The sequence below is a fragment of the Micromonospora sp. NPDC048999 genome, assembly GCF_040649295.1.
Lineage (GTDB): Bacteria > Actinomycetota > Actinomycetes > Mycobacteriales > Micromonosporaceae > Micromonospora.
This window is the reverse complement of sequence record NZ_JBEZFI010000043.1, coordinates 1-20,411: the sequence shown is the minus strand read 5'-3', so window position 1 is coordinate 20,411 and position 20,411 is coordinate 1. Positions and strand designations below refer to the sequence as shown.

Annotated in this window: 16 protein-coding genes and 2 pseudogenes; 9 read left to right on the top strand and 9 right to left on the bottom strand. The window is 72.6% G+C overall.

The features are described 5' to 3' along the window. Positions 1–308 precede the first annotated feature (308 nt). Positions 309–1,298, top strand: a complete 990-nt coding sequence (locus AB0C02_RS28370; RefSeq protein WP_357552060.1) for an NAD-dependent epimerase/dehydratase family protein — start codon at positions 309–311, stop codon at positions 1,296–1,298. 24 nt (positions 1,299–1,322) lie between these two features. Here the strand turns inward: AB0C02_RS28370 and AB0C02_RS28365 are convergent, their stop codons facing one another. Beyond that, a complete protein-coding gene (locus tag AB0C02_RS28365; RefSeq protein WP_357552058.1) occupies positions 1,323–2,297 on the bottom strand; it encodes a nitroreductase in 975 nt (324 codons plus the stop codon). Between the two features lie 186 nt (positions 2,298–2,483). Here AB0C02_RS28365 and AB0C02_RS28360 point away from each other — a divergent pair, with 186 nt between their 5' ends. Beyond that, positions 2,484–3,122 (top strand): response regulator transcription factor, encoded by a 639-nt coding sequence (locus AB0C02_RS28360; protein ID WP_357552056.1) that lies wholly within the window; start codon positions 2,484–2,486, stop codon positions 3,120–3,122. A 15-nt stretch (positions 3,123–3,137) separates the two neighbouring features. Here AB0C02_RS28360 and AB0C02_RS28355 read toward each other — a convergent pair whose 3' ends face one another. Both AB0C02_RS28355 and AB0C02_RS28350 read right to left on the bottom strand, forming a co-directional pair. Continuing rightward, on the bottom strand, positions 3,138–4,811 hold the full coding sequence (locus tag AB0C02_RS28355; RefSeq protein WP_357552099.1) for a GAF domain-containing sensor histidine kinase: 1,674 nt from the start codon (positions 4,809–4,811) through the stop codon (positions 3,138–3,140). Between the two features lie 90 nt (positions 4,812–4,901). Then, on the bottom strand, positions 4,902–5,912 hold the full coding sequence (locus tag AB0C02_RS28350) for a nitroreductase family protein (RefSeq protein ID WP_357552055.1): 1,011 nt from the start codon (positions 5,910–5,912) through the stop codon (positions 4,902–4,904). A gap of 190 nt (positions 5,913–6,102) precedes the next feature. On the opposite strand from AB0C02_RS28350, the gene AB0C02_RS28345 reads away from it, so the two are divergent. Continuing rightward, entirely contained in the window at positions 6,103–8,451 is a 2,349-nt protein-coding gene (locus tag AB0C02_RS28345; protein ID WP_357552053.1) for a heavy metal translocating P-type ATPase, read from the top strand. Between the two features lie 12 nt (positions 8,452–8,463). Here AB0C02_RS28345 and AB0C02_RS28340 read toward each other — a convergent pair whose 3' ends face one another. The 5 genes from AB0C02_RS28340 to AB0C02_RS28320 all read right to left on the bottom strand — a co-directional run bounded on the left by AB0C02_RS28340 (position 8,464) and on the right by AB0C02_RS28320 (position 15,027). Then, positions 8,464–9,885 carry a polysaccharide deacetylase family protein gene (locus AB0C02_RS28340; protein WP_357552051.1) on the bottom strand — a complete coding sequence of 474 codons (1,422 nt, stop codon included), beginning with the start codon at positions 9,883–9,885 and terminating at the stop codon, positions 8,464–8,466. 21 nt (positions 9,886–9,906) lie between these two features. Beyond that, positions 9,907–10,770 carry a universal stress protein gene (locus tag AB0C02_RS28335; protein ID WP_357552049.1) on the bottom strand — a complete coding sequence of 288 codons (864 nt, stop codon included), beginning with the start codon at positions 10,768–10,770 and terminating at the stop codon, positions 9,907–9,909. A gap of 5 nt (positions 10,771–10,775) precedes the next feature. Beyond that, complete coding sequence (locus AB0C02_RS28330; RefSeq protein ID WP_357552048.1) at positions 10,776–13,178, bottom strand: phosphoketolase family protein; 2,403 nt, start codon at positions 13,176–13,178, stop codon at positions 10,776–10,778. Positions 13,179–13,304: 126 nt separating this feature from the next. Then, positions 13,305–14,135, bottom strand: a complete 831-nt coding sequence (locus AB0C02_RS28325; RefSeq protein WP_357552047.1) for a universal stress protein — start codon at positions 14,133–14,135, stop codon at positions 13,305–13,307. Between the two features lie 91 nt (positions 14,136–14,226). Further along, entirely contained in the window at positions 14,227–15,027 is an 801-nt protein-coding gene (locus AB0C02_RS28320; RefSeq protein WP_357552045.1) for a PP2C family serine/threonine-protein phosphatase, read from the bottom strand. A 119-nt stretch (positions 15,028–15,146) separates the two neighbouring features. Between AB0C02_RS28320 and AB0C02_RS28315 the strand changes: the two genes are divergently transcribed. From AB0C02_RS28315 to AB0C02_RS28300, 4 genes and pseudogenes are all read left to right on the top strand, one after another. Further along, positions 15,147–15,383 carry an HTH domain-containing protein gene (locus AB0C02_RS28315; protein ID WP_089010418.1) on the top strand — a complete coding sequence of 79 codons (237 nt, stop codon included), beginning with the start codon at positions 15,147–15,149 and terminating at the stop codon, positions 15,381–15,383. Continuing rightward, a pseudogene (locus AB0C02_RS28310) lies at positions 15,383–15,571 on the top strand (Clp protease N-terminal domain-containing protein); the annotation flags it as partial. The gene AB0C02_RS28315 and the pseudogene AB0C02_RS28310, both read left to right, overlap by 1 nt. A 180-nt stretch (positions 15,572–15,751) precedes the next feature. Continuing rightward, positions 15,752–15,928, top strand: a pseudogene (locus AB0C02_RS28305) (Clp protease N-terminal domain-containing protein); the annotation flags it as partial. Positions 15,929–15,987: 59 nt separating this feature from the next. Then, on the top strand, positions 15,988–16,791 hold the full coding sequence (locus AB0C02_RS28300) for an endonuclease/exonuclease/phosphatase family protein (protein ID WP_357552043.1): 804 nt from the start codon (positions 15,988–15,990) through the stop codon (positions 16,789–16,791). A 161-nt stretch (positions 16,792–16,952) separates the two neighbouring features. Here AB0C02_RS28300 and AB0C02_RS28295 read toward each other — a convergent pair whose 3' ends face one another. Then, complete coding sequence (locus AB0C02_RS28295) at positions 16,953–17,915, bottom strand: TIGR03557 family F420-dependent LLM class oxidoreductase (RefSeq protein ID WP_357552041.1); 963 nt, start codon at positions 17,913–17,915, stop codon at positions 16,953–16,955. A 161-nt stretch (positions 17,916–18,076) separates the two neighbouring features. On the opposite strand from AB0C02_RS28295, the gene AB0C02_RS28290 reads away from it, so the two are divergent. Together AB0C02_RS28290 and AB0C02_RS28285 are read left to right on the top strand one after the other, a co-directional pair. Beyond that, complete coding sequence (locus tag AB0C02_RS28290; protein WP_357552039.1) at positions 18,077–18,481, top strand: hypothetical protein; 405 nt, start codon at positions 18,077–18,079, stop codon at positions 18,479–18,481. A 414-nt stretch (positions 18,482–18,895) separates the two neighbouring features. Continuing rightward, the gene (locus AB0C02_RS28285) at positions 18,896–20,284 is read left to right on the top strand and encodes a cellulase family glycosylhydrolase (protein WP_357552037.1); all 1,389 of its coding nucleotides are present in this window, start codon (positions 18,896–18,898) and stop codon (positions 20,282–20,284) included. The last annotated feature ends 127 nt before the right edge of the window (positions 20,285–20,411 follow it).

Here is a 20,411-nt window from a genome sequence, read left to right as displayed (position 1 = left end):
AGCCATTCCGCCCCCGGGACCCCCCGACCACACCCACAAACCGGACACAACACCCCAGCGGCACCCGCGCCGCCCAAACATCGAGGCCGTCAGTGGAACGGCATGGACGTCAAACGACTCCCGTGACCTCCATACCGTTCCACCCACCAACGCGACAGTCACCCGGCAACCGGCAACCGGACATTCACCCCACACCGGCAGGGCGGCTGCCGGGCAGGGGCGGGCAGGCCGGGGCTTCTGCTCTGGGCAGATCCGCCGACCGCGAACGGGACGCCTAGCCCGGGCCGGCAGCGGGCAGGCTGGGGCGTATGAGGCTGCTGATGCTGGGTGGAACGGGATTCGTCGGTGGGGCCGTGGTGACCGAGGCGGCACGCCGTGGCTGGTCGGTGACGGTGTTCAACCGGGGGCTGCACGGCGTCGCGCCGGTGGGCGTACGCCGGTTGCGGGGTGACCGGACGGCGCCGGATGGGCTGGCGGCGCTCACCGGCGGTGAGTGGGACCTGGTGGTGGACACCTGGGACGGCGCACCGCGGGCGGTGCGGGACGCGGCCCGCGCACTGGCCAGCTCGGTCCGGCACTACTGCTACGTCTCCAGCGGCTCGGTCTACACCGAGCCGGTGCAGCCGGGCACGGCCGAGGACGCGCCGGTCGTCGAGGCGTCGGCTGACGCGGTCGACGGCGACTATCCGCAGCTCAAGGCCGGCGGGGAGCGGGCCGCGGTGGAGGTCTTCGGCGAGCGGGCGCTGCTGGCGCGCGCCGGCCTGATCCTCGGGCCGGGCGAGGACATCGGGCGGCTGCCGTGGTGGCTGCGGCGGATCGCCCGGGGCGGAGCGGTGCTGGCCCCGGGGCCGCGCGACCTGCCGGTGCAGTACATCGACGTCCGGGACCTGGCGATCTGGCTGCTGGATCGGGGCGCTGAAGGGGCCGGCGGGGCGTACAACGTGGTGAGCCGGACCGGGCACACGACGATGGGTGAGCTGCTCGACGCGGCCGTGGCGGTGACCGGCGCGGACGCGGCCCTGCGCTGGACGGACCCGGGGCCGATCCTGGCCGCAGGCATCGAGCCCTGGAACGACCTGCCGATCTGGATCCCGGTCGGGCACGAGTACCGCTGGCTGCAGGAGATGGGTATCGAGCGGGCGTACGCGGCGGGGCTGGTCTGCCGGCCGGTGGCCGAGACGGTCGCCGACACCTGGCGCTGGCTGGGCGAGGTGGGCCGGGTGCCAGCGCGGGCGGGGCGGCCGGCGCGGGCGACGGTGGGGCTCGACCCCGAGCGGGAGGTGGCCTTGCTCAAATGACGGCCCGGCCTCAGTGCGTGCTGTTCACGGCTGCGGCATCGGCACGTCGAGCACCTCGTCGACCGACCGGCGGGGCGTCGGTCGCCCCGGCTGGCCGTACCCGATCCGCAACCCCATCTGCGGGGTGCCGAACCGGCCCAGGGAGAGCCGCAGCGCCTCCCGCGCCCCGGACACCTCGATCGGCTGGGAGATCATCGACACGCTCAGCCCGGCGTCGGTGGCGGCCAGCAGCACCCGTTGCAGGGCCTGGCCGGCGACGACCTGGTCGGCGCTGGTGTTTCCCGGCGACCCCAGCACCGCGACCAGCGGTTCCGGTTCGAAGTCCCGCCCCGGGGCCCGGTCGCGGCCCCCGAAGCCGCGCTGCGGCAGCAGGTCCTGCGGCTCGCCCTGCGGGCCGGCGGCGGTGGTCGGCACGCCGTCGGGGGCGGGCTCGGAGCGGATCCAGGCGGCCCGCTCGGCCACGTACGCGGGGTCCCGTTCGAGGACGCGGTGGGCGCTGCGGGTGATCTCGGCGAACGCGTTGACCGCGCTGGTGCCGATCAGCAGCTCCAACCAGCAGTGCTCGGCCCGGGCGGCCTCGCCGAGCCGCCACCGGGCCTCGGCGGGGACCGGGTCGGGCCAGAACGGGGCGCGGTTGCTGAACCGGTGGCCGATCGCCGCGTACAGGCTCTGCTCGGTGGGGGTGGGGCGGCGCGGCACGTCCGGGACGAGTCGGGCCACCACGTTCGGGTCGGCGGGGTACGGGCGGAGCCGGACCGTGGCCGGGGTGCCCGCCACGGCGAGGGCCAGCCGCAGGTTGAACAGGGCCGCCCCGCAGGCGATCCGGGCGCCCCAGCCGCTCGGGTCGGTGGCCGGCAACCGGCGCAGCGGGTCGACGGACAGCTCGATCCCGCCGTCGTGCAGCCGGAACCGCCACGGCTGGGTGTTGTGCAGGGATGGCGCCCGGACGGCGTCGGTGACGGCGGCCCGCAACTGCTCGACGGTGAAGCCGGTGGTCATGATGCTGCTCCCTCCGTGGGCGGGCGGTGTCGCCTCCCGGTCGTTCCCATCAACGGTGCGTCAACCAGGGGTTGTGCGAGCAGGGCCCAAGGTCCCCACCTCGGCGGGACCGTCTGCCCGCCGCCGCGCCGGGGTCGGGACCTTCGGCCCGTGCACGACACCGGGGCGTGGCGGTAGAAAGGACGAATGATCCGGGTGTTCCTGCTCGACGACCATGAGGTCGTTCGTCGTGGCCTTGCCGACCTGCTCACCAACAGCGGTGACATCGAGGTGGTGGGTGAGTCCGGCTCCGCCCAGGAGGCGGCCCGCCGCATCCCGGCGCTCCGCCCCGACGTGGCGATCCTCGACGCCCGGCTGCCCGACGGCAACGGCATCGACGTGTGCCGGGACATCCGGGCCGTGGACTCCTCGATCAAGGGCCTGATCCTCACCTCGTACGAGGACGACGAGGCGCTCTTCGCCGCGATCATGGCCGGGGCCGCCGGCTACGTGCTCAAGCAGATCCGGGGCACCGACCTGGTGGACGCGGTGCGCCGGGTGGCGGCCGGGCAGTCGCTGCTCGACCCGGCGATCACCACCCGGGTGCTGGAGCGGATCCGCAGCGGCGTCGAGCAGCCGCGCGAGCTGAAGGCGCTCACCGAGCAGGAGCGGCGGATCCTGGAGTACGTGGCCGAAGGGCTCACCAACCGGGAGATCGCCGGCAAGATGTTCCTGGCCGAGAAGACGGTGAAGAACTACGTCTCCAGCGTGCTGGCCAAGCTCGGCCTGGAGCGGCGTACGCAGGCGGCGGTGCTGGCCACCCGCCTGCTCGGCCAGCGGCACTGAGGACCCGGCCGGCTGTCAGTCGCGGAGCGGAACGCTCCAGCGCACCTCGGTGCCGTGCGGCCGCACCCGGCTCAGCGCGAAGTCACCGTCGAGGCGTTCTGCCCGCTCGCGCAGGTTCACCAGGCCGCTGCGGGCCGCCTCCGGGTCGCAGCCGACCCCGTCGTCGGTGACCGTCACGGTCACCCAGCCGGCGTCGACCAGCACCGTCACCGACACCCGGTCGGCCTGCGCGTGGCGTACCGCGTTGGACAGCGCCTCCCGCAGCACGGCGGTGAGCTCGGGACGCAGCTCGTCCGGGACGGCGCTGTCGATCGGGCCGATCAGGTCCAGGTGGGGTCGGTAGCCCAGCGACTCGGCGGCCACCTCGATCGCCTCACGGATCTCGGTCCGCAGCGCGGCGCTCATCGGCGTGCGCAGCTCGAAGATGGTCCGCCGGATGTCCCGGATGGTGGCGTCCAGGTCGTCGACGGCCGCGTTGATCCGCTTGGTCACCTCGGGGCGGGCGTTCATCGGCGCGGCGCTCTGCAACTGCAGGCCGGTGGCGAAGAGCCGTTGGATCACCACGTCGTGCAGGTCACGGGCGATCCGCTCGCGGTCCTCCAGGACCGCCAGCAGCTCCCGCTCCTCCTGGCCGCGGGCTCGCTCCATGGCCAGCGCGGCCTGGCCGGCGAAGCTGTTCAGCAGCGCGACGTCGTCATCGCCGCCCGCGGCGTGGTCGGCGCGGTGGGCGATCACCAGGACACCGTGCAGGGTGTCCGCCGTGGCGAGCGGGGAGACCACCGCCGGGCCGGCGACCACCGGTAGCGGCCAGGGGGCGGCCTCGGCGAGGTTGCCCAGCAGGTCGTGGCGGCGCTCGGTGACCGAACCGGCGAAGGTGGTCTCGGCGGCCGGCAGCACCGCGCCGACCAGCGCCCGGGCGTCCTCGTCGACGCCGTCGACCACCTCGACGGTGAACTGCTCCTCGTCCTCGTCGTAGAGCAGCACCATCGCCAGCTCCGCCTCGGCGACCTCCCGGGCCCGGCGGGCCACCAGGGTCAGCGCGTCGGTACGCCGCACCTCGCCGAGCAGCACCGAGGTGATCTCGGCGGTGGCGGCCAGCCAGCGTTCCCGCCGGTGGGCGAGGGCGTAGAGGCGGGCGTTCTCGATCGCCACGCCGGCCGCGGCGGCCAGCGCCACCACGATCTCCTCGTCGTCCTCGGTGAACTCGGCCGCGCCCTGCTTCTCGGCGAGGTAGAGGTTGCCGAAGACGTGGTCGCGGATGCGGACCGGCACGCCGAGGAAGCTGTGCATCGGCGGGTGGTTCGGCGGGAAGCCGTACGACCTGGGGTGCCGGGTGATGTCCGGCATGCGCAGGGGCCGGGGGTGGTCGATGAGCAGGCCGAGCACGCCCCTGCCGTGCGGCAGCTCGCCGATCTCGGCGTGCAGCTCCGGCCCGATCCCGTGGACGATGAAGTCGTGCAGCAGCCGGTCGGGGCCGATCACCCCGAGCGCGCCGTACTTCGCGCCGACCAGCTCGCACGCCGACTGCACGATCCGTTGCAGGGTGCTGCGCAGGTCGAGGTCGGTGCCGATGCCCACCACCGCGTCGAGCAGGGCGCGCAGCCGCTCCCGGCTGGTGACCACCTCACCGACCCGGTCCAGCATCTCCTGGAGCAGCTCGTCGAGGCGCACCCGGGACAGCGGGGTCAGCCCCAGCGAGGGGGTGGCGGGTTCGTTCCGGGGATTCGGTGCGCTGGCCACCGGGCGATGGTATCGCCCGGCGGCCGGCGCTACGAGCCGTCAAGCGTGGCCGGCGCGTACCGCGGAGGTGTCGACGATCTCCTCGGTGGGCAGCCGCGGGGTGTGCGGTGGCCCCGCGTGCGCCGGGTCCGCGAGCCCCAGCCGCAGCGCAAGGTACGGGAAGCCGAGCCCGGCCAGCAGCCGCCGGACGGTCTGCCGGGTGCCCTCCACCTCCACCACACCGCTGAGCGGCACCACGGAGACCCCGAGCCGGGTGGCGGCCAGCCAGGCGGAGGAAAGCGCCTCACCGGCGCGCAGCCAGTTGTCCGGCTCGTCCTCGATGCCCCAGAGGATCCCGTAGCGGGCGGCCCGGTCGTGCCCGGGACCGACCGGCAGGGTGCCGGGGCGGCCGAAATCCCGGCCCGGCACGGTGGTCTGCGGGGCCTGCTCGGGCAGCACCTCGGGCGGCAGCCCGGTGCCGGTGTCGGCCCGGCTGGTCCAGTACTCCAGCTCCTCGCGCGTTTGCGGGTCCTCGGACGTGACCGTGGCGGCCTGCGACGCCGCGGCGGCCAGATCCATCACCTGGTCCGAGTTGAGCACCTGGAGTCGCACCCCGTCCGCGCGGGCCGCCTCGACGATCTCGTCGAGCGTCGCAGCCGGCACCGGCTCGTCGCTCACCGGCCGGCGGTCGGTGTGCCGCACCTGCATGCACTGCACGAGGCGCATCGCGTCCGGGTCCGCCCCGGTGTGCCGGAACCCGGTGAGCCGGGCGAGCAGCTCCGGCTGCTTCGGGTCGGGCAGCCGCTCCACCACCGCCGTCCAGCCCCCGGCGGCCAGCGCCACGCACGCGTGGTGCAGCGCCGCGCCGCAGCTCAGCGTCACCAGCTGGCCCTCCGGGTCGGTGGCGGCGAGCCGGGGATCCCGCACCATCCGCAGCTCCAGCGCGTCGGGGAGGACCTTCCAGCGCCACGGCTGGGTGTTGTGCACCGAGGGCGCCCGACCGGATGTCGCGGCGGCCTCGGTGAGCGCGGTGGCCAGCGCCGGGTCGGTAGCCGACGTCTCGTGGCTCATCCTCACGACCTTTCCGTTTTCCTCATCGTGCCCCACCCCGGCCGGGCCCGGGCGGCGTTGCCGCTCCATCCTCTGCCATCCGGCGGGCGGTCGCACGGCCCGCCCCTCCCGCGTATCCGGGCCGTTCGCCCCTGCGCCGGATACCCCGGTTGCCCTGTCCGGCCACCCGCGTCGCTGAGACGATCCGCACGTGGACGCGGAACCGCGCGAGTGCGTATCCGAGCGGCCGGCGCGGCGGCGCCGACTGGACTGGCGGCAATGGGCCCCGCTGACGCTGCTCACCCTGGCCGTGCTGGTCGGCGCCGGGTTGTGGCTCGCCGGGCTGCACGGCGCGGCCCAGCTGGTCTGGGCGGCGGTGACCGTAGTGGCGCTGCTGCCGGCCGCGTGGACGATGGCGCGGCAGTTGTGGCGCCGGCAGTTCGGGGTGGACGTGATCGCCGTGCTGGCGCTGGTCGGCACGCTGCTGGTCCGGCAGTACCTGGCCGGCGCGGTGATCGCCGTGATGGTCGCCACCGGGCAGGCGTTGGAGGACTACGCCGAGCAGCGGGCCAGCCGCGACCTGCGCGCGCTGCTGGAACGCGCCCCGCGCCGGGCCCGCCGGCGTACCCCCGACGGGGGCCTCGAGGTGGTGCCGTCGGAGCAGGTGGCGGTGGGGGACCGGCTGGTGGTCGGCCCCGGCGACGTGGTGCCGGTCGACGGGACCGTCGAGGAACCCGCGACGTTGGACGAGTCGGTGGTCACCGGCGAGTCGCAGTTGGTCACCCGCGCCGCGGGCGAGCAGGTGGCCAGCGGCGCGGTCAACGCCGGCGCCGGGTTCGGGCTGCGGGCCGGCAGGAGCGCGGCGGAGAGCACGTACGCCGGAATCGTCCGGCTCGCCCAGGAGGCCACCGCGCGCAAGGCCCCGATGGTCCGCCTCGCCGACCGGTACGCCGCCGCGTTCGTGCCGTTCACCCTGCTGGTGGCCGGGGTGGCCTGGGCCCTGTCCGGCCAGTTCCTGCGCGCGGTGGCGGTGCTGGTGGTGGCCACCCCCTGCCCGCTGCTGCTGGCCACCCCGATCGCCATCGTCTCCGGGCTGTCCCGGGTGGCCCGGCGTGGGGTGCTGGTCCGCGACGGCGGTTCGCTGGAGCAGCTCGGCCGCGCCCGTACCCTGCTGATGGACAAGACCGGGACGCTCACCGCCGGCCGGCCGCGCGCCGCCGAGACCGTGGTCCCGCCCGGCGGCGACCGGGACGAGGTGCTGCGGCTGGCCGCCTCCGTCGAGCAGCTCTCCCCGCACGTGCTGGCCGCCGCCCTGGTTCGGCAGGCCCGCGCGCAGGGGCTGCGCCTGCAGGAGCCGACGGACGTCACGGAGGAGCCGGGGCGCGGGGTGACCGGCCGGGTGGACGGCCGTCTGGTCCGGGTGGGCCAGCTCTCCGGTGAGCCCCCCGAGTGGGCGCGCCGGGTACGCGAGCGCGCCGAGCTGGCCGGCCGGTCCACCGTCTGGGTCAGCGATGATCGCGCCCCGCTCGGCGCGATCATGCTGGAGGATCCGGTACGCCCCGACGCCCGGCGCACCGTGCGGCGGCTCCGCGAGAGCGGGCTGAACCGCCTGGTCATGGTGACCGGCGACCGGCCGCGTACCGCCCGGCACGTCGCGCAGACCGTCGGCGTGGACGACGTGATCGCCGAATGCTCGCCGCAGGAGAAGGTCGAGCGGGTGAAAGCGGAATCCGGTCGGGCGGTGACCGTGATGGTCGGCGACGGCGTCAACGACGCGCCGGCGCTGGCCGAGGCGCACGTCGGGGTGGCGATGGGCGCCACCGGGGCGACCGCCTCCGCCGACGTGGCGGACGCGGTGCTCACCGTGGACCGGCTGGACCGGCTCGCCGACGCCGTCGAGATCGCCCGGTACGTCCGCCGCATCGCGGTGCAGAGCGCCACCGTCGGGATGGGCCTGGCCGTCGTGGCGATGGTGGCGGCCGCCGCTGGCGGGCTGCCCCCGGTCGCCGGCGCGTTCCTCCAGGAGGGCATCGACGTGCTGGTGATCGCCAACGCGCTGCGTGCCCTGCGGGGCGGTCTGCGCCGCCAGGACGTCCCGCCGGAGATCCGGGAACTGCTCGACCGGTACGCGGGCGAGCACCGGGGCGTACGCGACGTGCTGGACCGGCTGCGCGACACCGCCGACCTGGTGGCGACCCGCCCGGACGCGCCGGAGTGCGTACCGGCGCTACGGGAGGTGCACCGCCGGCTGGTTGACGAGGTGCTGCCGCACGAGGCGGCCGAGGAGCGGCAGCTCTATCCGGTGCTCGCGGGGCTGCTCGGCAGCGACGAGGCGACCTCGACGATGAGCCGGGGACACGTGGAGATCGGCCGGCTGGTGGACCGGATCGGCGGCCACCTGTCCCAGCACCTGGACGGCCGGCTGCGCCACGACGAGATACCCGACCTGCTCGCCGCCCTGTACGGCCTGGACGCGGTGCTGCGGCTGCACCTGGCACAGGAAGAGGAGGACTACTTCTCGCTCAGCCCGGGGGAGGAGCAGGCCGCGTCCGGCCGGTGACGGGGACGGAGGTCAGACACCTGCCCTGCGAACGACGTCGCTCACCGGGATGACGGGGATTTCCCGGGCGGCGATGGCGTCCATGATCAGGTTGAAGTCGGTTTGGGTGATCTCGGCCGGGTCGGTGGGCGCACCGGTCACGATCTGGTGGAAGACCAGGTTGAGCCAGCCGCCGTTGCTTGCCACCTTGTCGAGCATTCCGCCCGTCGCAGTCAGTTTGGTGGGGTTGTTCGGCCCGGGCGACAGGGAGCTGACCGAGGACAGGGCGCGCATCCGGTACGGCATCGCCGCCGGAATCGCGTCGAGCGCCACGTGCGTCGACACCCCTACCTCGGACAGGATCGTCCGCGCCGAGCCGAAGTAGCGGGCCACCAGTTGGTCGACGGGCACCCCGTCGACGGTGTTCTCGTACCGGCCGCCCGGGTACGCGAAGCTGTCACCGTGGAAGCCGTTGCTGACCAGCCATTCCTTCAGGCTGCGGGCGTCGTCGTCGACCTGCTGCGCCGTCAGGTTCGGATAACGGGTGGCGTGCGCCAACGACGTGTACGAGTGCCCGGCGATCTCCCAGCCGGACATGGCCTGCAATGACCGCAGCTCGGCAAGGGTGAGCATGTCCGGGGTTCCGATCGCGTCCGCGATCGTGTACTGCGTGCCCCGGAAGCCCAGCGTGTCCATCTTCCGCATGGCCAGCCGGGCGGAGTCGTTGGAATCGTCGAAGGTGATGGAGATGATGCCTTTCGGCCAGGTCGACACCGCCGAGTCGATGATCTCGACCGCTTGCAGCCACAGGGAGACCGGGCCCGTGCCCTTGTCGGCCACCTGGATCTGCAGGTCCGTGAACCCGCTCGTGGTGCTCGGCGCACCGGTCGGCGACAGGGTGTAGGCGCCCGCAGCGGTGTTGATCTCTGACCAGTGGAGGGTCACCGCAACCCAGTCGCCGGCCATGCCGATCTGCGACGAGCTGGTGTTGGCGTTGAAACGCCATTTGAAGTTGTTCACCAAGCTGGACGTGCCGACCATGAAGTTGAGGGTGTTCACCTGGGTGTAGTTGTCCACCCGCAGCAGCAGCCGCAACGCCTTGCCGGTCAGGTTGATCGCCGGCAGGCCGAACCGGCGCAGGGTTGCCGTGGCGCCCGCCCCGTTGGTCGTGATCGACGCCGACTGGCTGCCACGGACGAAGACCGCGCTGTCGTTGAGGTTGGCGCCGCCGATGGTGCCGGTGGTGGTCCACCCGTGCCCGGCCTGCATCGACGTGACGATGCTGGAGACGTCCCGCCACCCCGACGCAAAGGAAGGGCCGATCATCGGTTTCCCTTTGCTGGCGGGCGACAGCGGCGCGTCCGAGGCAAGATTCGCGATGGCGGTCGTGGACGTGGCCGCCCCGAGAGCGCCGGCGGCGAACAGGCCGCGCCGAGAAACCTTCACATGTGTCATGGCCGTAGATTTTGGCAAATGTCAGCGTTCCCGGACCACCGCCACCGGGCATCGCGAGTGGTGGATGAGTTGCTGGCTGACCGAGCCGAGCAGCATGCCGCGCAACCCGCCCCGGCCCCGGCTGCCGACCACCACCAGCCGTGCCTCGCGGCTCGCCTCGACCAGCAGCGCGGCCGGGTTGGCCGGGGTCACCCGAAGCTCGACCGGCACGTCCGGAAAGGTCTTCCGCCACTGGGCCAGCTCCTGCTCGACCGCCGCCCGTTCGGTGGCGGCGGCCTCCTGCGCGTCGAAGCCGGGCACCCACCGGTCACCGGGTGGCCCCCAGGCCCGCAGCACCCGTACCGGGACATCCCACTGGGCCGCCCGCTCGACGGCGAAGCCGAGGGCAAGCAGGGAGGATTCGGAGCCGTCCACGCCGACCGCCACCGGCCCGGAGGCAGCCGTCTGCCCCTCGCGTACCACCACGACCGGGCAGTGGGCGTGGGCGGTCACGGAGACCGCGGTGGAGCCGGCGAGCAGGCCGCCGAACCCGCCGTGCCCCCGGCTGCCGAGCACCAGCATCCCCGCCTGGGCCGAGCGTTCCTGCAGCACCATGGCGGGCGGGCCGTCGTAGACCTCGCCGTGCACGGTGCGGCCGGGCCGGTCGGCGGCGGCCTTCGCCGCCGCCGATCGGACCAGCTCCTCGACCTGCCGGCGGGCGGTGTCGTCCGGCACGGCCCCGGCCGCCACGCCGGGACCGACCCAGCCGGCAACCGTCAGCCACTCGAAGACGTACGCCAGCCGGACCGGGCGGCCCGAGCGGTCCGCCTCGTCCAGCGCCCAGTTCAGGGCCACCGTGGCGTCGGCGGAGCCGTCGTAACCGACCAGGATCTCGTCGGAACTCACCGCGCTCACCTTCCGCTCTCCAGCCCCTGCTCGGTCTCCCGGATCCACCGCCACTCGGCGACCCGGGGGTCGTCCTCGCCGTATTCGCGGGTGTGGTCGCGGCAGGACTGCCGGGTGTCGATCATCTCCTGGCGCAGGTGCGCGGCCCGCGAGGCGAGCCCGGGCACCCGGTCGATGACGTCGATGACCAGGTGGAACCGGTCCAGGTCGTTGAGCATCACCATGTCGAACGGCGTGGTGGTGGTGCCCTCCTCCTTGTAGCCGCGCACGTGCAGGTTGTCGTGGTTGGTCCGCCGGTAGGTGAGCCGGTGGATCAGCCACGGATAGCCGTGGTACGCGAAGATGATCGGCCGGTCGCGGGTGAAGATGGTGTCGAACTCGTTGTCCGGCAGGCCGTGCGGGTGCTCCGACGGCGGCTGCAGGCGCATCAGGTCGACCACGTTGACCACCCGGACCTTCAGCTCGGGCAGGTGCTGACGCAGCAGGTCGGCCGCGGCCAGGGTCTCCAGCGTCGGCACGTCACCGGCGCAGGCCAGCACCACGTCCGGTTCGCTGCCGTCGTCGCTGCTGGCCCAGTCCCAGATGCCCAGGCCGCGCCGGCAGTGCTGAATCGCCTCGTCCATGGTCAGCCAGTTCGGCGCCGGCTGCTTTCCGGCCACCACCACGTTGATGTAGTGCCGGCTGCGCAGGCAGTGGTCCATGGTGGAGAGCAGGGTGTTGGCGTCCGGCGGCAGGTAGACCCGAACCACCTCGGCCTTCTTGTTCACCACGTGGTCGATGAAGCCCGGGTCCTGGTGCGAGAAGCCGTTGTGGTCCTGCCGCCAGACGTGGCTGGACAGCAGGTAGTTCAGCGAGGCCACCGGCGCCCGCCACGGGATGTTCCGGGTCACCTTGAGCCACTTGGCGTGCTGGTTGACCATCGAGTCGACGATGTGGATGAACGCCTCGTAGCTGGTGAAGATGCCGTGCCGGCCGGTCAGCAGGTAGCCCTCCAGCCAGCCCTGGCACAGGTGCTCGGACAGCACCTCCATCACCCGGCCGTTGGGGGAGAGGTGGTCGTCGCCGGGGACCGTGTCGCCGACGAACGCCCGGTCGGTGACCTCGAAGGCGGCGCCGAGCCGGTTGGAGGCGACCTCGTCGGGCCCGAAGAGCCGGAAGGTCTGCGGGTTTCGGCTGATCACGTCGCGGACCCAGGGGCCCAGCGCGCCGGCCGCACCGACGATCGGCTCCCCCGGCCGCTGCACGTCGACCGCGTAGTCGCGGAAGTCGGGCAGTTCCAGGTCGCGCAGCAGCCGCCCGCCGTTGGCCACCGGGTTGGCGCTCATCCGCCGGTCGCCCCGAGGCGGCAGGGCGGTCAGTTCGGCGACCGGGCCGCCGGTGGCGTCGAAAAGTTCCTCCGGCCGGTAGCTGCGCAGCCAGCGCTCCAGCTCGGCCAGGTGCTCGGGATTGGTCCGTACCTGGTCGATGGGCACCTGGTGGGCGCGATAGGTGCCCTCGACCTGCTTGCCGTCGACCTGCCCGGGGCCGGTCCAGCCCTTCGGCGTACGCAGGATGATCATGGGCCAGCGGGGGCGCTCGACGGGACCGCCGGAGCGGGCCCGGCGCTGGATCTCGGCGATCTCGTCGACCGCCCGGTCCAGGGTCGCGGCGAGGCTCTGGTGCACCCTGGTCGGGTCGTTGCCCTCGACGACGTACGGCTGGTAGCCGTAACCGCGCATCAGTTCGAGCAGCTCCTCGGCGGGGATCCGGTCCAGCACCGTGGGGTTGGCGATCTTGTAGCCGTTGAGGTGCAGGATGGGCAGCACCGCCCCGTCCCGGGCCGGGTTGAGAAAGACGTTGGACAGCCAGCTCCCGGACAGCGGGCCGGTCTCCGCCTCGCCGTCCCCGACCACGCAGGCGACCAGCAGGTCCGGGTTGTCGAACGCGGCACCGTACGCGTGGCTGAGCGAGTAGCCCAGCTCACCGCCCTCGTGGATCGAGCCGGGCACCTCCGGCGCCACGTGGCTGGGAATGCCGCCGGGGAACGAGAACTGGCGGAACAGCCGGGCCATGCCGGTCTCGTCCCGGCCCACCGAGTGGTACAGCTCGCTGTACGTGCCCTCCAGCCAGGTGTTCGCCACCAGGGCGGGGCCACCGTGGCCGGGGCCGGTGACGAAGATGGCGGACAGATCCCGGTCGACGATGACCCGGTTGAGGTGTGCGTAGATCAGGTTGAGGCCGGGACTGGTGCCCCAGTGCCCCAGCAGCCGCGGCTTGACGTGCTCCGGCTTCAGCGGCTCGCGCAGCAGCGGGTTGGCGAGCAGGTAGATCTGCCCGACGGTGAGGTAGTTGGCCGCCCGCCAGTAGGCGTCAAGCCGGCGCAACTCGTCTTCGGTCAGCGGGCTGTGCAGGTCGAGAGCGGTGTCCATGCTGCAGTAGCCTCTCGTGGCTCGGGGACTTCTGCCACCCGAAGGCGGACATCCGTCCGGTCCCGTCCAGGCTCTCCCCGTCGCCATGGGTCAGGTCAGGGTCGTTGGTCCCGGGACGTACGGGCGTCATGACCTCTCCCCGATTTCGGGCCCGAGTCCACGGACGACGATCACCGGTGCCGGCGAGTGATAGAGCAGCGTCTGACTGACCGCGCCCAGCATGCCCCGCTGTGGTTCCTCGCCCCGAGCCGCGACCACCGCGAGCTGTGCCGAGCGGGACTGTTCGACGAGGACGTTGCCCGGATCGCCGCGCAGCGTGTGACACTCGGCGGCCACCGTGGGGTGCTGGGCGGCGTACCGGGCCACCGCCTCGGCGAGCAGGTCGCCGTTGTCGTCCGGGCGGCCGGGCTCGATGACCCGGATCGCGAGCAGCCGCGCCCCGCGACGGTCCGCGCAGTCGAAGGCGTAGCCGAGGGCGTCGTCACCCGCCTTCGAGCCGTCCACGCCTACCAGCAGCGGCCCCTGCGGCGGCGGCTCGGCCCGGCCCACCAGCACCGGGCAGCCGGCGCGGGCGGCGACCTGCACTGCCGGGGCGTCGGACGGTACGCAGGTCGGGCAGGTGGCTATTCCGCCGTCGCCGAGGGCCACCAGGTACGCCGATTCGGCGGCCCGGAGCAGCGCCTCGACCGGTGAACCCTCGACGATCTCACCCTGCACCGGTATGGCCGGGTCGACCTCGGCGGCTGCCCGTTCGGCGCGTTCCAGCAGATCCTCGGCGGCGTCGCGCGGCCCGGCCACCGAGGGCTCTGCCAGGGCCGCCGTCCAGTTGAAGGCGTGCAGCAGGTGCAGTGGACGGTCGTGCGCGGCGGCCTCCCGGGCGGCCGCGCGGACCACCTGGAGGTCCTCCTCGGAGCCGCCGACGCCGACCACCACCGCGTCGTTGGTGGGCGTGGCCATCCCGCCTCACCTCCCGACCGTGCTCTCCTCACCCACCGTAGTCGGGAGCGTGTCGGCTGCGGGCCGAGACAGCCGAACCCCGGCTCTCCGCTCAGCGGGGGGTGGGGACGGTGGGGTGCACGCGGACCACCACGGCGGTGGCGTTGTCGTCGCCGCCCTCGTCCAGCGTGGCGGAGAGAAGGGCGCCGACCGTCCGCGCCGGTTCCCGCCGAGCGGCCAGCAGGTCCCGTAGCCGGTGGTAGCCGAGCTGGTCGCTCACCCCGTCGGTGCAGAGCAGCCAGGTGTCCCCGGTGCGCAGCGGCACGGCCAGCACGTCCGGCTCGGGCTTGTCCGGATGGCCGACATAGCGCAGCAGTTGGTAGCGGGCCCGGTCCGCCTCTGGTGAGGTCGCCGGCCACCAGCCGTGCAGCACCCCGAGCCAGGCCATGGTGTGGTCGACCGTCATCAGCTCCAGCAACCCGTCGCGCAGCCGGTAGGCCCGCGAGTCGCCGAGCTGGACCAACCAGCCCTGCCCGCCGTCGGGGTCGGCGACCAGGGCGGTCAGCGCGCAGCCGGTCAGCCCGGCCAGTTCCGCCCCGGCCTGGCGTACCCGCAGCTGGGTCTGGGCGGTGGCGGCGTGCAGCTCGTGCGCGCCGACGGCCGGCCAGCCGGCGCGGACCTGTGCCACGAACGTGCGCATCGCGGTGGCGCCGGCGACCCGGCTGCCCTCCCCGTCGCCCATGCCGTCGATGACCACGGCGAGCGGCAGCGCCGGGTCGACGTGCAGAACGTCGAAGTTCTCCGAATAGTGGTGCCCGACCACGCTGCCCCCGGCGATCTCCAGGGTGAGCCGCCCGACGACCAGCCGGTGGGCGGGGTCGACGGGTTGGTCCGGCGAGCGGCGGCGGAACACCAGCGGACGGTAACACCGGCCGGGGTACGCCACCGGCGGGTCGCCGCCGTGTCGGGTCGGCCAGAACGGCCTTGTCAACCATGGTTGACAAACCCCGACTGTCAACCTATGTTGACATTATGAGTCAGGCGACGGAACTCGCGGCGGCCGCCGGCAGCACCGACCCGAAGGTCGGGCTCCGGGCGGTCCTCGCCCTGCGCCGGCTGCTTGAGCGGCTGGAGGTGGTCCAGGTGGACAACGCCCGACGTCAGGGCTGGTCCTGGCAGGAGATCGCCGACGCGCTCGAGGTCAGCCGGCAGGCGGTCCACAAGAAGCACGCCGGGCGACCGGCGGTCCGAGGAAGCTGGGAGGCGTGATGTTCGAACGGTTCACCGACCGGGCCCGAGCGGTGGTGCGCCACGCGGTCGACGAGGCCCGCGCCGAGGGCCGACACCCGGTCGGCACCGAGCACCTGCTGCTCGGCGTCCTCGCCGACGACGACAACCTGGCCGTCCGGGTGCTGACTGCGTCCGGCATCCGCGCCGAGGCCCTACGCGCCGCGGTGGCCCGGCACCTCGCGTCCGGCGTCGACGGTCTCGGCGAGGCCGACGCCGCGGCGCTGCGCGAGATCGGCATCGACCTCACGGCGATCGTCGCGCGGATCGAGCAGTCCTTCGGCCCCGACGCGTTGCGCGAGGCGGCACCCGCCCCGCGCCGCCGCTGGGCCCGCCGCCAAGACGGCCGCTTCTCGCCCCGGGCGAAGAAGGTGCTCGAACTCTCCCTGCGCGAGGCGATCCGGCTGCGCCACCATCACATCGGCACCGAGCACATCCTGCTCGGCCTGCTTCAGGAAGGAAACGGCCTGGGCGCGCTGGTGCTCGCCGAGGCCGGCGCCGACCTCGACGACCTGCGCCGCCGGGTGGAGGCGGCGCTGCGTACGGCGGCCTGACGCGCCCGGCCACACGGATTGAGGGAACGCCGATGCTGCGGGTCATGACCTGGAACATCCTGACCGGCGGACGGGACCGCGACGGGACCGACCGGTGGGACCGGATCGTCTCGGTCGTCGCCACGCAGCGCCCCGACGTGCTGGCCCTGCAGGAGCTGCGGGGCCTCGACCGCGCCGGCCGGATGGCGGAGCTGGCCGGCCGGCTGGGCATGACGCCCCACCTGGCCCGCTCCTGGTTCGGGCAGCCGGTCGCGGTGCTGGTCCGCGCGCCGCTGCGGGTGCTCCACGCCGGCCGGGTGCGCCGCCCTTTCCACCACGCCACCGCCCAGATCCAGGTGGCCACCGGGGTCGGCCCGTTGACCGTGTTCAGCAGCCACCTGAACCCGTGGTCCGGTGGGCGGCGGCGGATGGAGGCGGACTGGCTCGCGGCGGCGATCCGGCGCGCCGGGGGCCGGCTGGCCCTGCTCGCCGGGGACCTGAACACGCTCGACCCGGCCGTCGACCACACCGCGCGGCTGGCCGGCCTGTCCCCCCTCTACCGGCGGCGGCACCTGCGCCGCGACGGCCGTACCGTCGACACCCGCGCGGTGTCCCGCCTGCTCGACGCCGGCCTGGTCGACCTCTGGCGGCACACCGGCGGCGGCGAGCCGGACGGGCCGACCGTGCCGACCCGGCACGGCGGGGCCGAGTTCGCTCCGATGCGCCTGGACTACCTGCTCGCCACCCCGGAGCTGGCCGCGCTGACCCGCGCGGTCCGGGTGGTCCGCGGCGGCGACGCCGACACCGCCTCCGACCACTATCCGGTCGTCGCCGACCTGGCGCTGGAGCCGGGCTGACCTGTCCGGCCGTGGTTCACAAAACCCAGTTCACCAGCAGGGTGAGCACCACCGAGGCGAGAATCGACAGCAGGATCATCAGCAGGCAGCCGGCCCCGCCACCGAGGGGGCGGATCTCGACGTTCCCGATACGCATGGACCCACCTTCCCAGGCCGGCGGGTCACAGCGCACGCAGCCGGGGCAGCAACTCCTCCTGCGCCCAGTCCAGGAACATCGGCTGGCTGTCACCACCGACCTGCAGCAGCGCCACATAGGTGAACCCGGCGTCGACGTACTTCCTGAACGCCTCGACGTGCCGGTCCACGTCCGGCCCGCAGGAGATGCTCTCAGCCACGTCCTCCTCGCGGACGAACTGGGTGGCCCCGGCGAACGCGGCCGGGTCGGGCAGGTTGGCGTTGACCTTCCAGCCCAGGCCGAACCAGCGGAACTGGTCGTGCACGATCCGGCGGCACTCCGCCTCGTCCGGGCCGTAGCAGATCGCCACCTGCCCGTAGCGGGGTCGGCCCGCGCCGCCGGCCTGCTCGTACATCTCGATCAGCCGCGGCAGTGGCTCGGTGGCGATCATCCCGTCGGCGTACTCGGCGGCGAGGGTGGCCGACTGCCGGCCGGACGCGGCGACGGCCATCCGCACCGGGCGCTCCGGCCGGTCCCAGACGTACGCGTCGGGCACGTCATAGTGGTTGCCGGAGAAGGTCAACGTCTCGCCGTTGAGCAGCGGCCGGATGATCTGCAGCGCCTCCTCGAACATCTCGTGCCGCTGCTCCACGTGCGGCCAGCCGCCGACCACGTGCTCGTTGAGGTTCTCCCCGGCGCCCAGGCCGAGGGTGAACCGGCCGTCCGAGAGCACCCCGATCGTGCTGGCCTTCTGCGCTACCACCGCCGGGTGGTAGCGGCGGATCGGGCAGGTCACGAACGACATCAGCCCGACCCGGCCGGTGGCGTGGGCGACCGCGCCGAGCACCGACCAGGCGTACGGGGAGTGGCCCTGCGCGTCGAGCCACGGGTAGTAGTGGTCGGACATGACCAGGTGGTCGAAGCCGGCGGCCTCGGCGCGTACGGCATGGTCGACCAGTTCCTTCGGACCGGACTGCTCGCACATGAGGGTGTAGCCGACGTTGACCATGGCGTCTCTCCTTCCGGCCGGATCGTCCCCGGATACCCAGGAGTGCGGCGATCAACCCTGGTGTCTGTGGTATCTGCCATTCGGCGCGATGGCGCATAAATGGCAGTTCGTGCATCAATCGCGATTGAAGCTCGTTGCTGTCTGAGACGACGCTGCATACGATGCATTCATCATTTGGCAAGCCGGCTGCCATCCTGCTAATTGCTAGGAGAAACGCGTTGTTGTCCCATTTCGTGAGGCGACTCGCTGCCCTCTCTGCCGCAGCGCTCGCCGTCGTAGCTGTCACGCTCGTACCCGCAACGCCGGCCGCTGCCGCCCCGGCGATCGCATGGCACAATTGCGAATCCGGCGCGGCGACCTACTACTGCTCCGTCGGATACAGCGGCGGCGTTTCTCCCGTTTACATCGACTGGTATGAGAACGGCTGGTTGGTGCAGACCGGGTCCAATGATTTGATGAACTGGTGCCGAGTCGACAGCTGGCTGACTGTCGAGGTGGTGGTGCACGACGGCACCGGCTCCACCAGGTCGAGCCGATACTTCCGGTGCCAGGAGAATTGGAACTGAGGACGGACTGCCGGTGACGGGATCCGCCTCGGCGCCCGTCTCGGGGTTCCTCGGCTTGCGCTTGGAGGACCATCAACGACCAGGCCCCTGCCTCGCGGGGGCCTGGTTCGCGTGCGGGGGACACCTAGACGCTGGGCGGGATGGTGCCTACAGTCCGGCCTTAACCGGTTCAGGCCGGGGTGGCGCGAAGTCCTGTGGTGGGATGACCGCCCTCGTGGCGGCTCATGGCGACATGGGCCGCCACGGCCGCCGCGTCAAGTGATCGACAAACTTAACCGGTTGCCTTCGGTGTTTCATCGCCCTACGCTGATGCCTGCGTCCGCCGGGAGTCGGACGGTGGCTGTCGGGCTCAGCCGCCTTGTCATCACCACCGCACCCCGATCTGGGCACGGGGAAACCTCCCTGAGGACAGCCATGAAGAAACTGCTTTCCGCCGCGGGCGCCGCCCTGCTGGCGGTTTTCGCCGCCGTCTTCGCCTTCGGGCAGCCGGCGCACGCCGCCGCCGGCTTCTCCGTCTCGAACGGCAAGCTCTACGACGCCAACGGCAACGAGTTCATCATGCGCGGGGTCAACCACGCGCACACCTGGTACCAGCAGCAGACCAGTTCGTTCGCCAACATCAAGGCGCTCGGCGCGAACACGGTGCGGGTGGTGCTGGCCAGCGGCGACCGCTGGGCCAAGAACGACACCGCCGACGTCGCCAACGTCATTTCGCTGTGCAAGGCCAACAAGCTGATCTGCGTCCTGGAGGTGCACGACACCACCGGGTACGGCGAGCAGAGCGGCGCGATCACCCTGGACCGGGCGGTCACCTACTGGCTGAGCATCGCCAGCGCCCTGCAGGGCCAGGAGAAGTACGTCATCGTCAACATCGGCAACGAGCCGTACGGCAATCAGAACTACGGCACCTGGGCCACTGACACCGGCAACGCGATCAAGCGGCTGCGCACCGGCGGCCTCACCCACACCATCATGGTCGACGGGCCGAACTGGGGTCAGGACTGGTCCTTCACCATGCGTGACAATGCGGCCACGGTCTTCAACGCCGACCCGGCGAAGAACACGATCTTCTCGATCCACATGTACGGCGTCTTCGACACCGCCGCCAAGGTGTCCGACTACCTGGGCCGGTTCCGCACCGCCAAGCTGCCCATCCTGGTCGGTGAGTTCGGGAACCTCCACTCGGACGGTGTCCCCGACGCGGACTCCATCATGTCGTACAGCCAGGCCAACGGCATCGGCTACCTGGGCTGGTCATGGAGCGGCAACGGCGGCGGCGTCGAGTACCTGGACATGACCAACAACTTCAACCCGAACAGCCTGACCAGCTGGGGCCAGCGGATCTTCAACGGGGCCAACGGCATCAAGTCGACCGCCAAGGAGGCGTCGGTCTACTCCGGTACCACCCCGCCCACCACGGCCCCGCCCACGACCACGCCGCCCACGACCGCCCCGCCGACCACGGCCCCGCCCACGACGGCCCCGCCGACCACCCCGCCGGCCGGCGGCTGCACGGCGAGCTACGTGATCACCAACTCGTGGCCGGGCGGCTTCCAGGCCGAGATCACGGTGAAGGCCGGCTCGTCGGCGATCAACGGCTGGACGGCGAAGTGGACCTTCGCCAACGGCCAGACGATCACCCAGGTCTGGAACGCCACGGTCACCAACAGCGGCTCGGCGTACACCGCCCGAAACGTCGACTACAACGGCAAGCTCGGTGCCGGGGCCAGCACCAGCTTCGGCTTCCTCGGCGCCGCGAACAGCACCAACAACGCCCCCGCGGTGACCTGCACCGCGAGCTGATCGCCCACGTACCGCCGGTGGCCGGGGGGGGGCGGGCCCCCCCCCCCCCCGCGCGGGGGGGGGGCGGGAGGGTTAGGTGAGACAAAACCGTGCCCGGGGGGTGCAAGGAAACGGCCAAGGTCACCGC

Bases quoted from the DNA above. Each gene is read 5' to 3' on its own strand.
- AB0C02_RS28370 (WP_357552060.1), top strand. From the start codon at position 309: ATGAGGCTGCTGATGCTGGGTGGAACGGGATTCGTCGGTGGGGCCGTG.
- AB0C02_RS28365 (WP_357552058.1), bottom strand. From the start codon at position 2,297: ATGACCACCGGCTTCACCGTCGAGCAGTTGCGGGCCGCCGTCACCGAC.
- AB0C02_RS28360 (WP_357552056.1), top strand. From the start codon at position 2,484: ATGATCCGGGTGTTCCTGCTCGACGACCATGAGGTCGTTCGTCGTGGC.
- AB0C02_RS28350 (WP_357552055.1), bottom strand. From the start codon at position 5,912: ATGAGCCACGAGACGTCGGCTACCGACCCGGCGCTGGCCACCGCGCTC.
- AB0C02_RS28340 (WP_357552051.1), bottom strand. From the start codon at position 9,885: ATGACACATGTGAAGGTTTCTCGGCGCGGCCTGTTCGCCGCCGGCGCT.
- AB0C02_RS28330 (WP_357552048.1), bottom strand. From the start codon at position 13,178: ATGGACACCGCTCTCGACCTGCACAGCCCGCTGACCGAAGACGAGTTG.
- AB0C02_RS28325 (WP_357552047.1), bottom strand. From the start codon at position 14,135: ATGGCCACGCCCACCAACGACGCGGTGGTGGTCGGCGTCGGCGGCTCC.
- AB0C02_RS28315 (WP_089010418.1), top strand. From the start codon at position 15,147: ATGAGTCAGGCGACGGAACTCGCGGCGGCCGCCGGCAGCACCGACCCG.
- AB0C02_RS28300 (WP_357552043.1), top strand. From the start codon at position 15,988: ATGCTGCGGGTCATGACCTGGAACATCCTGACCGGCGGACGGGACCGC.
- AB0C02_RS28295 (WP_357552041.1), bottom strand. From the start codon at position 17,915: ATGGTCAACGTCGGCTACACCCTCATGTGCGAGCAGTCCGGTCCGAAG.
- AB0C02_RS28290 (WP_357552039.1), top strand. From the start codon at position 18,077: ATGCATTCATCATTTGGCAAGCCGGCTGCCATCCTGCTAATTGCTAGG.
- AB0C02_RS28285 (WP_357552037.1), top strand. From the start codon at position 18,896: ATGAAGAAACTGCTTTCCGCCGCGGGCGCCGCCCTGCTGGCGGTTTTC.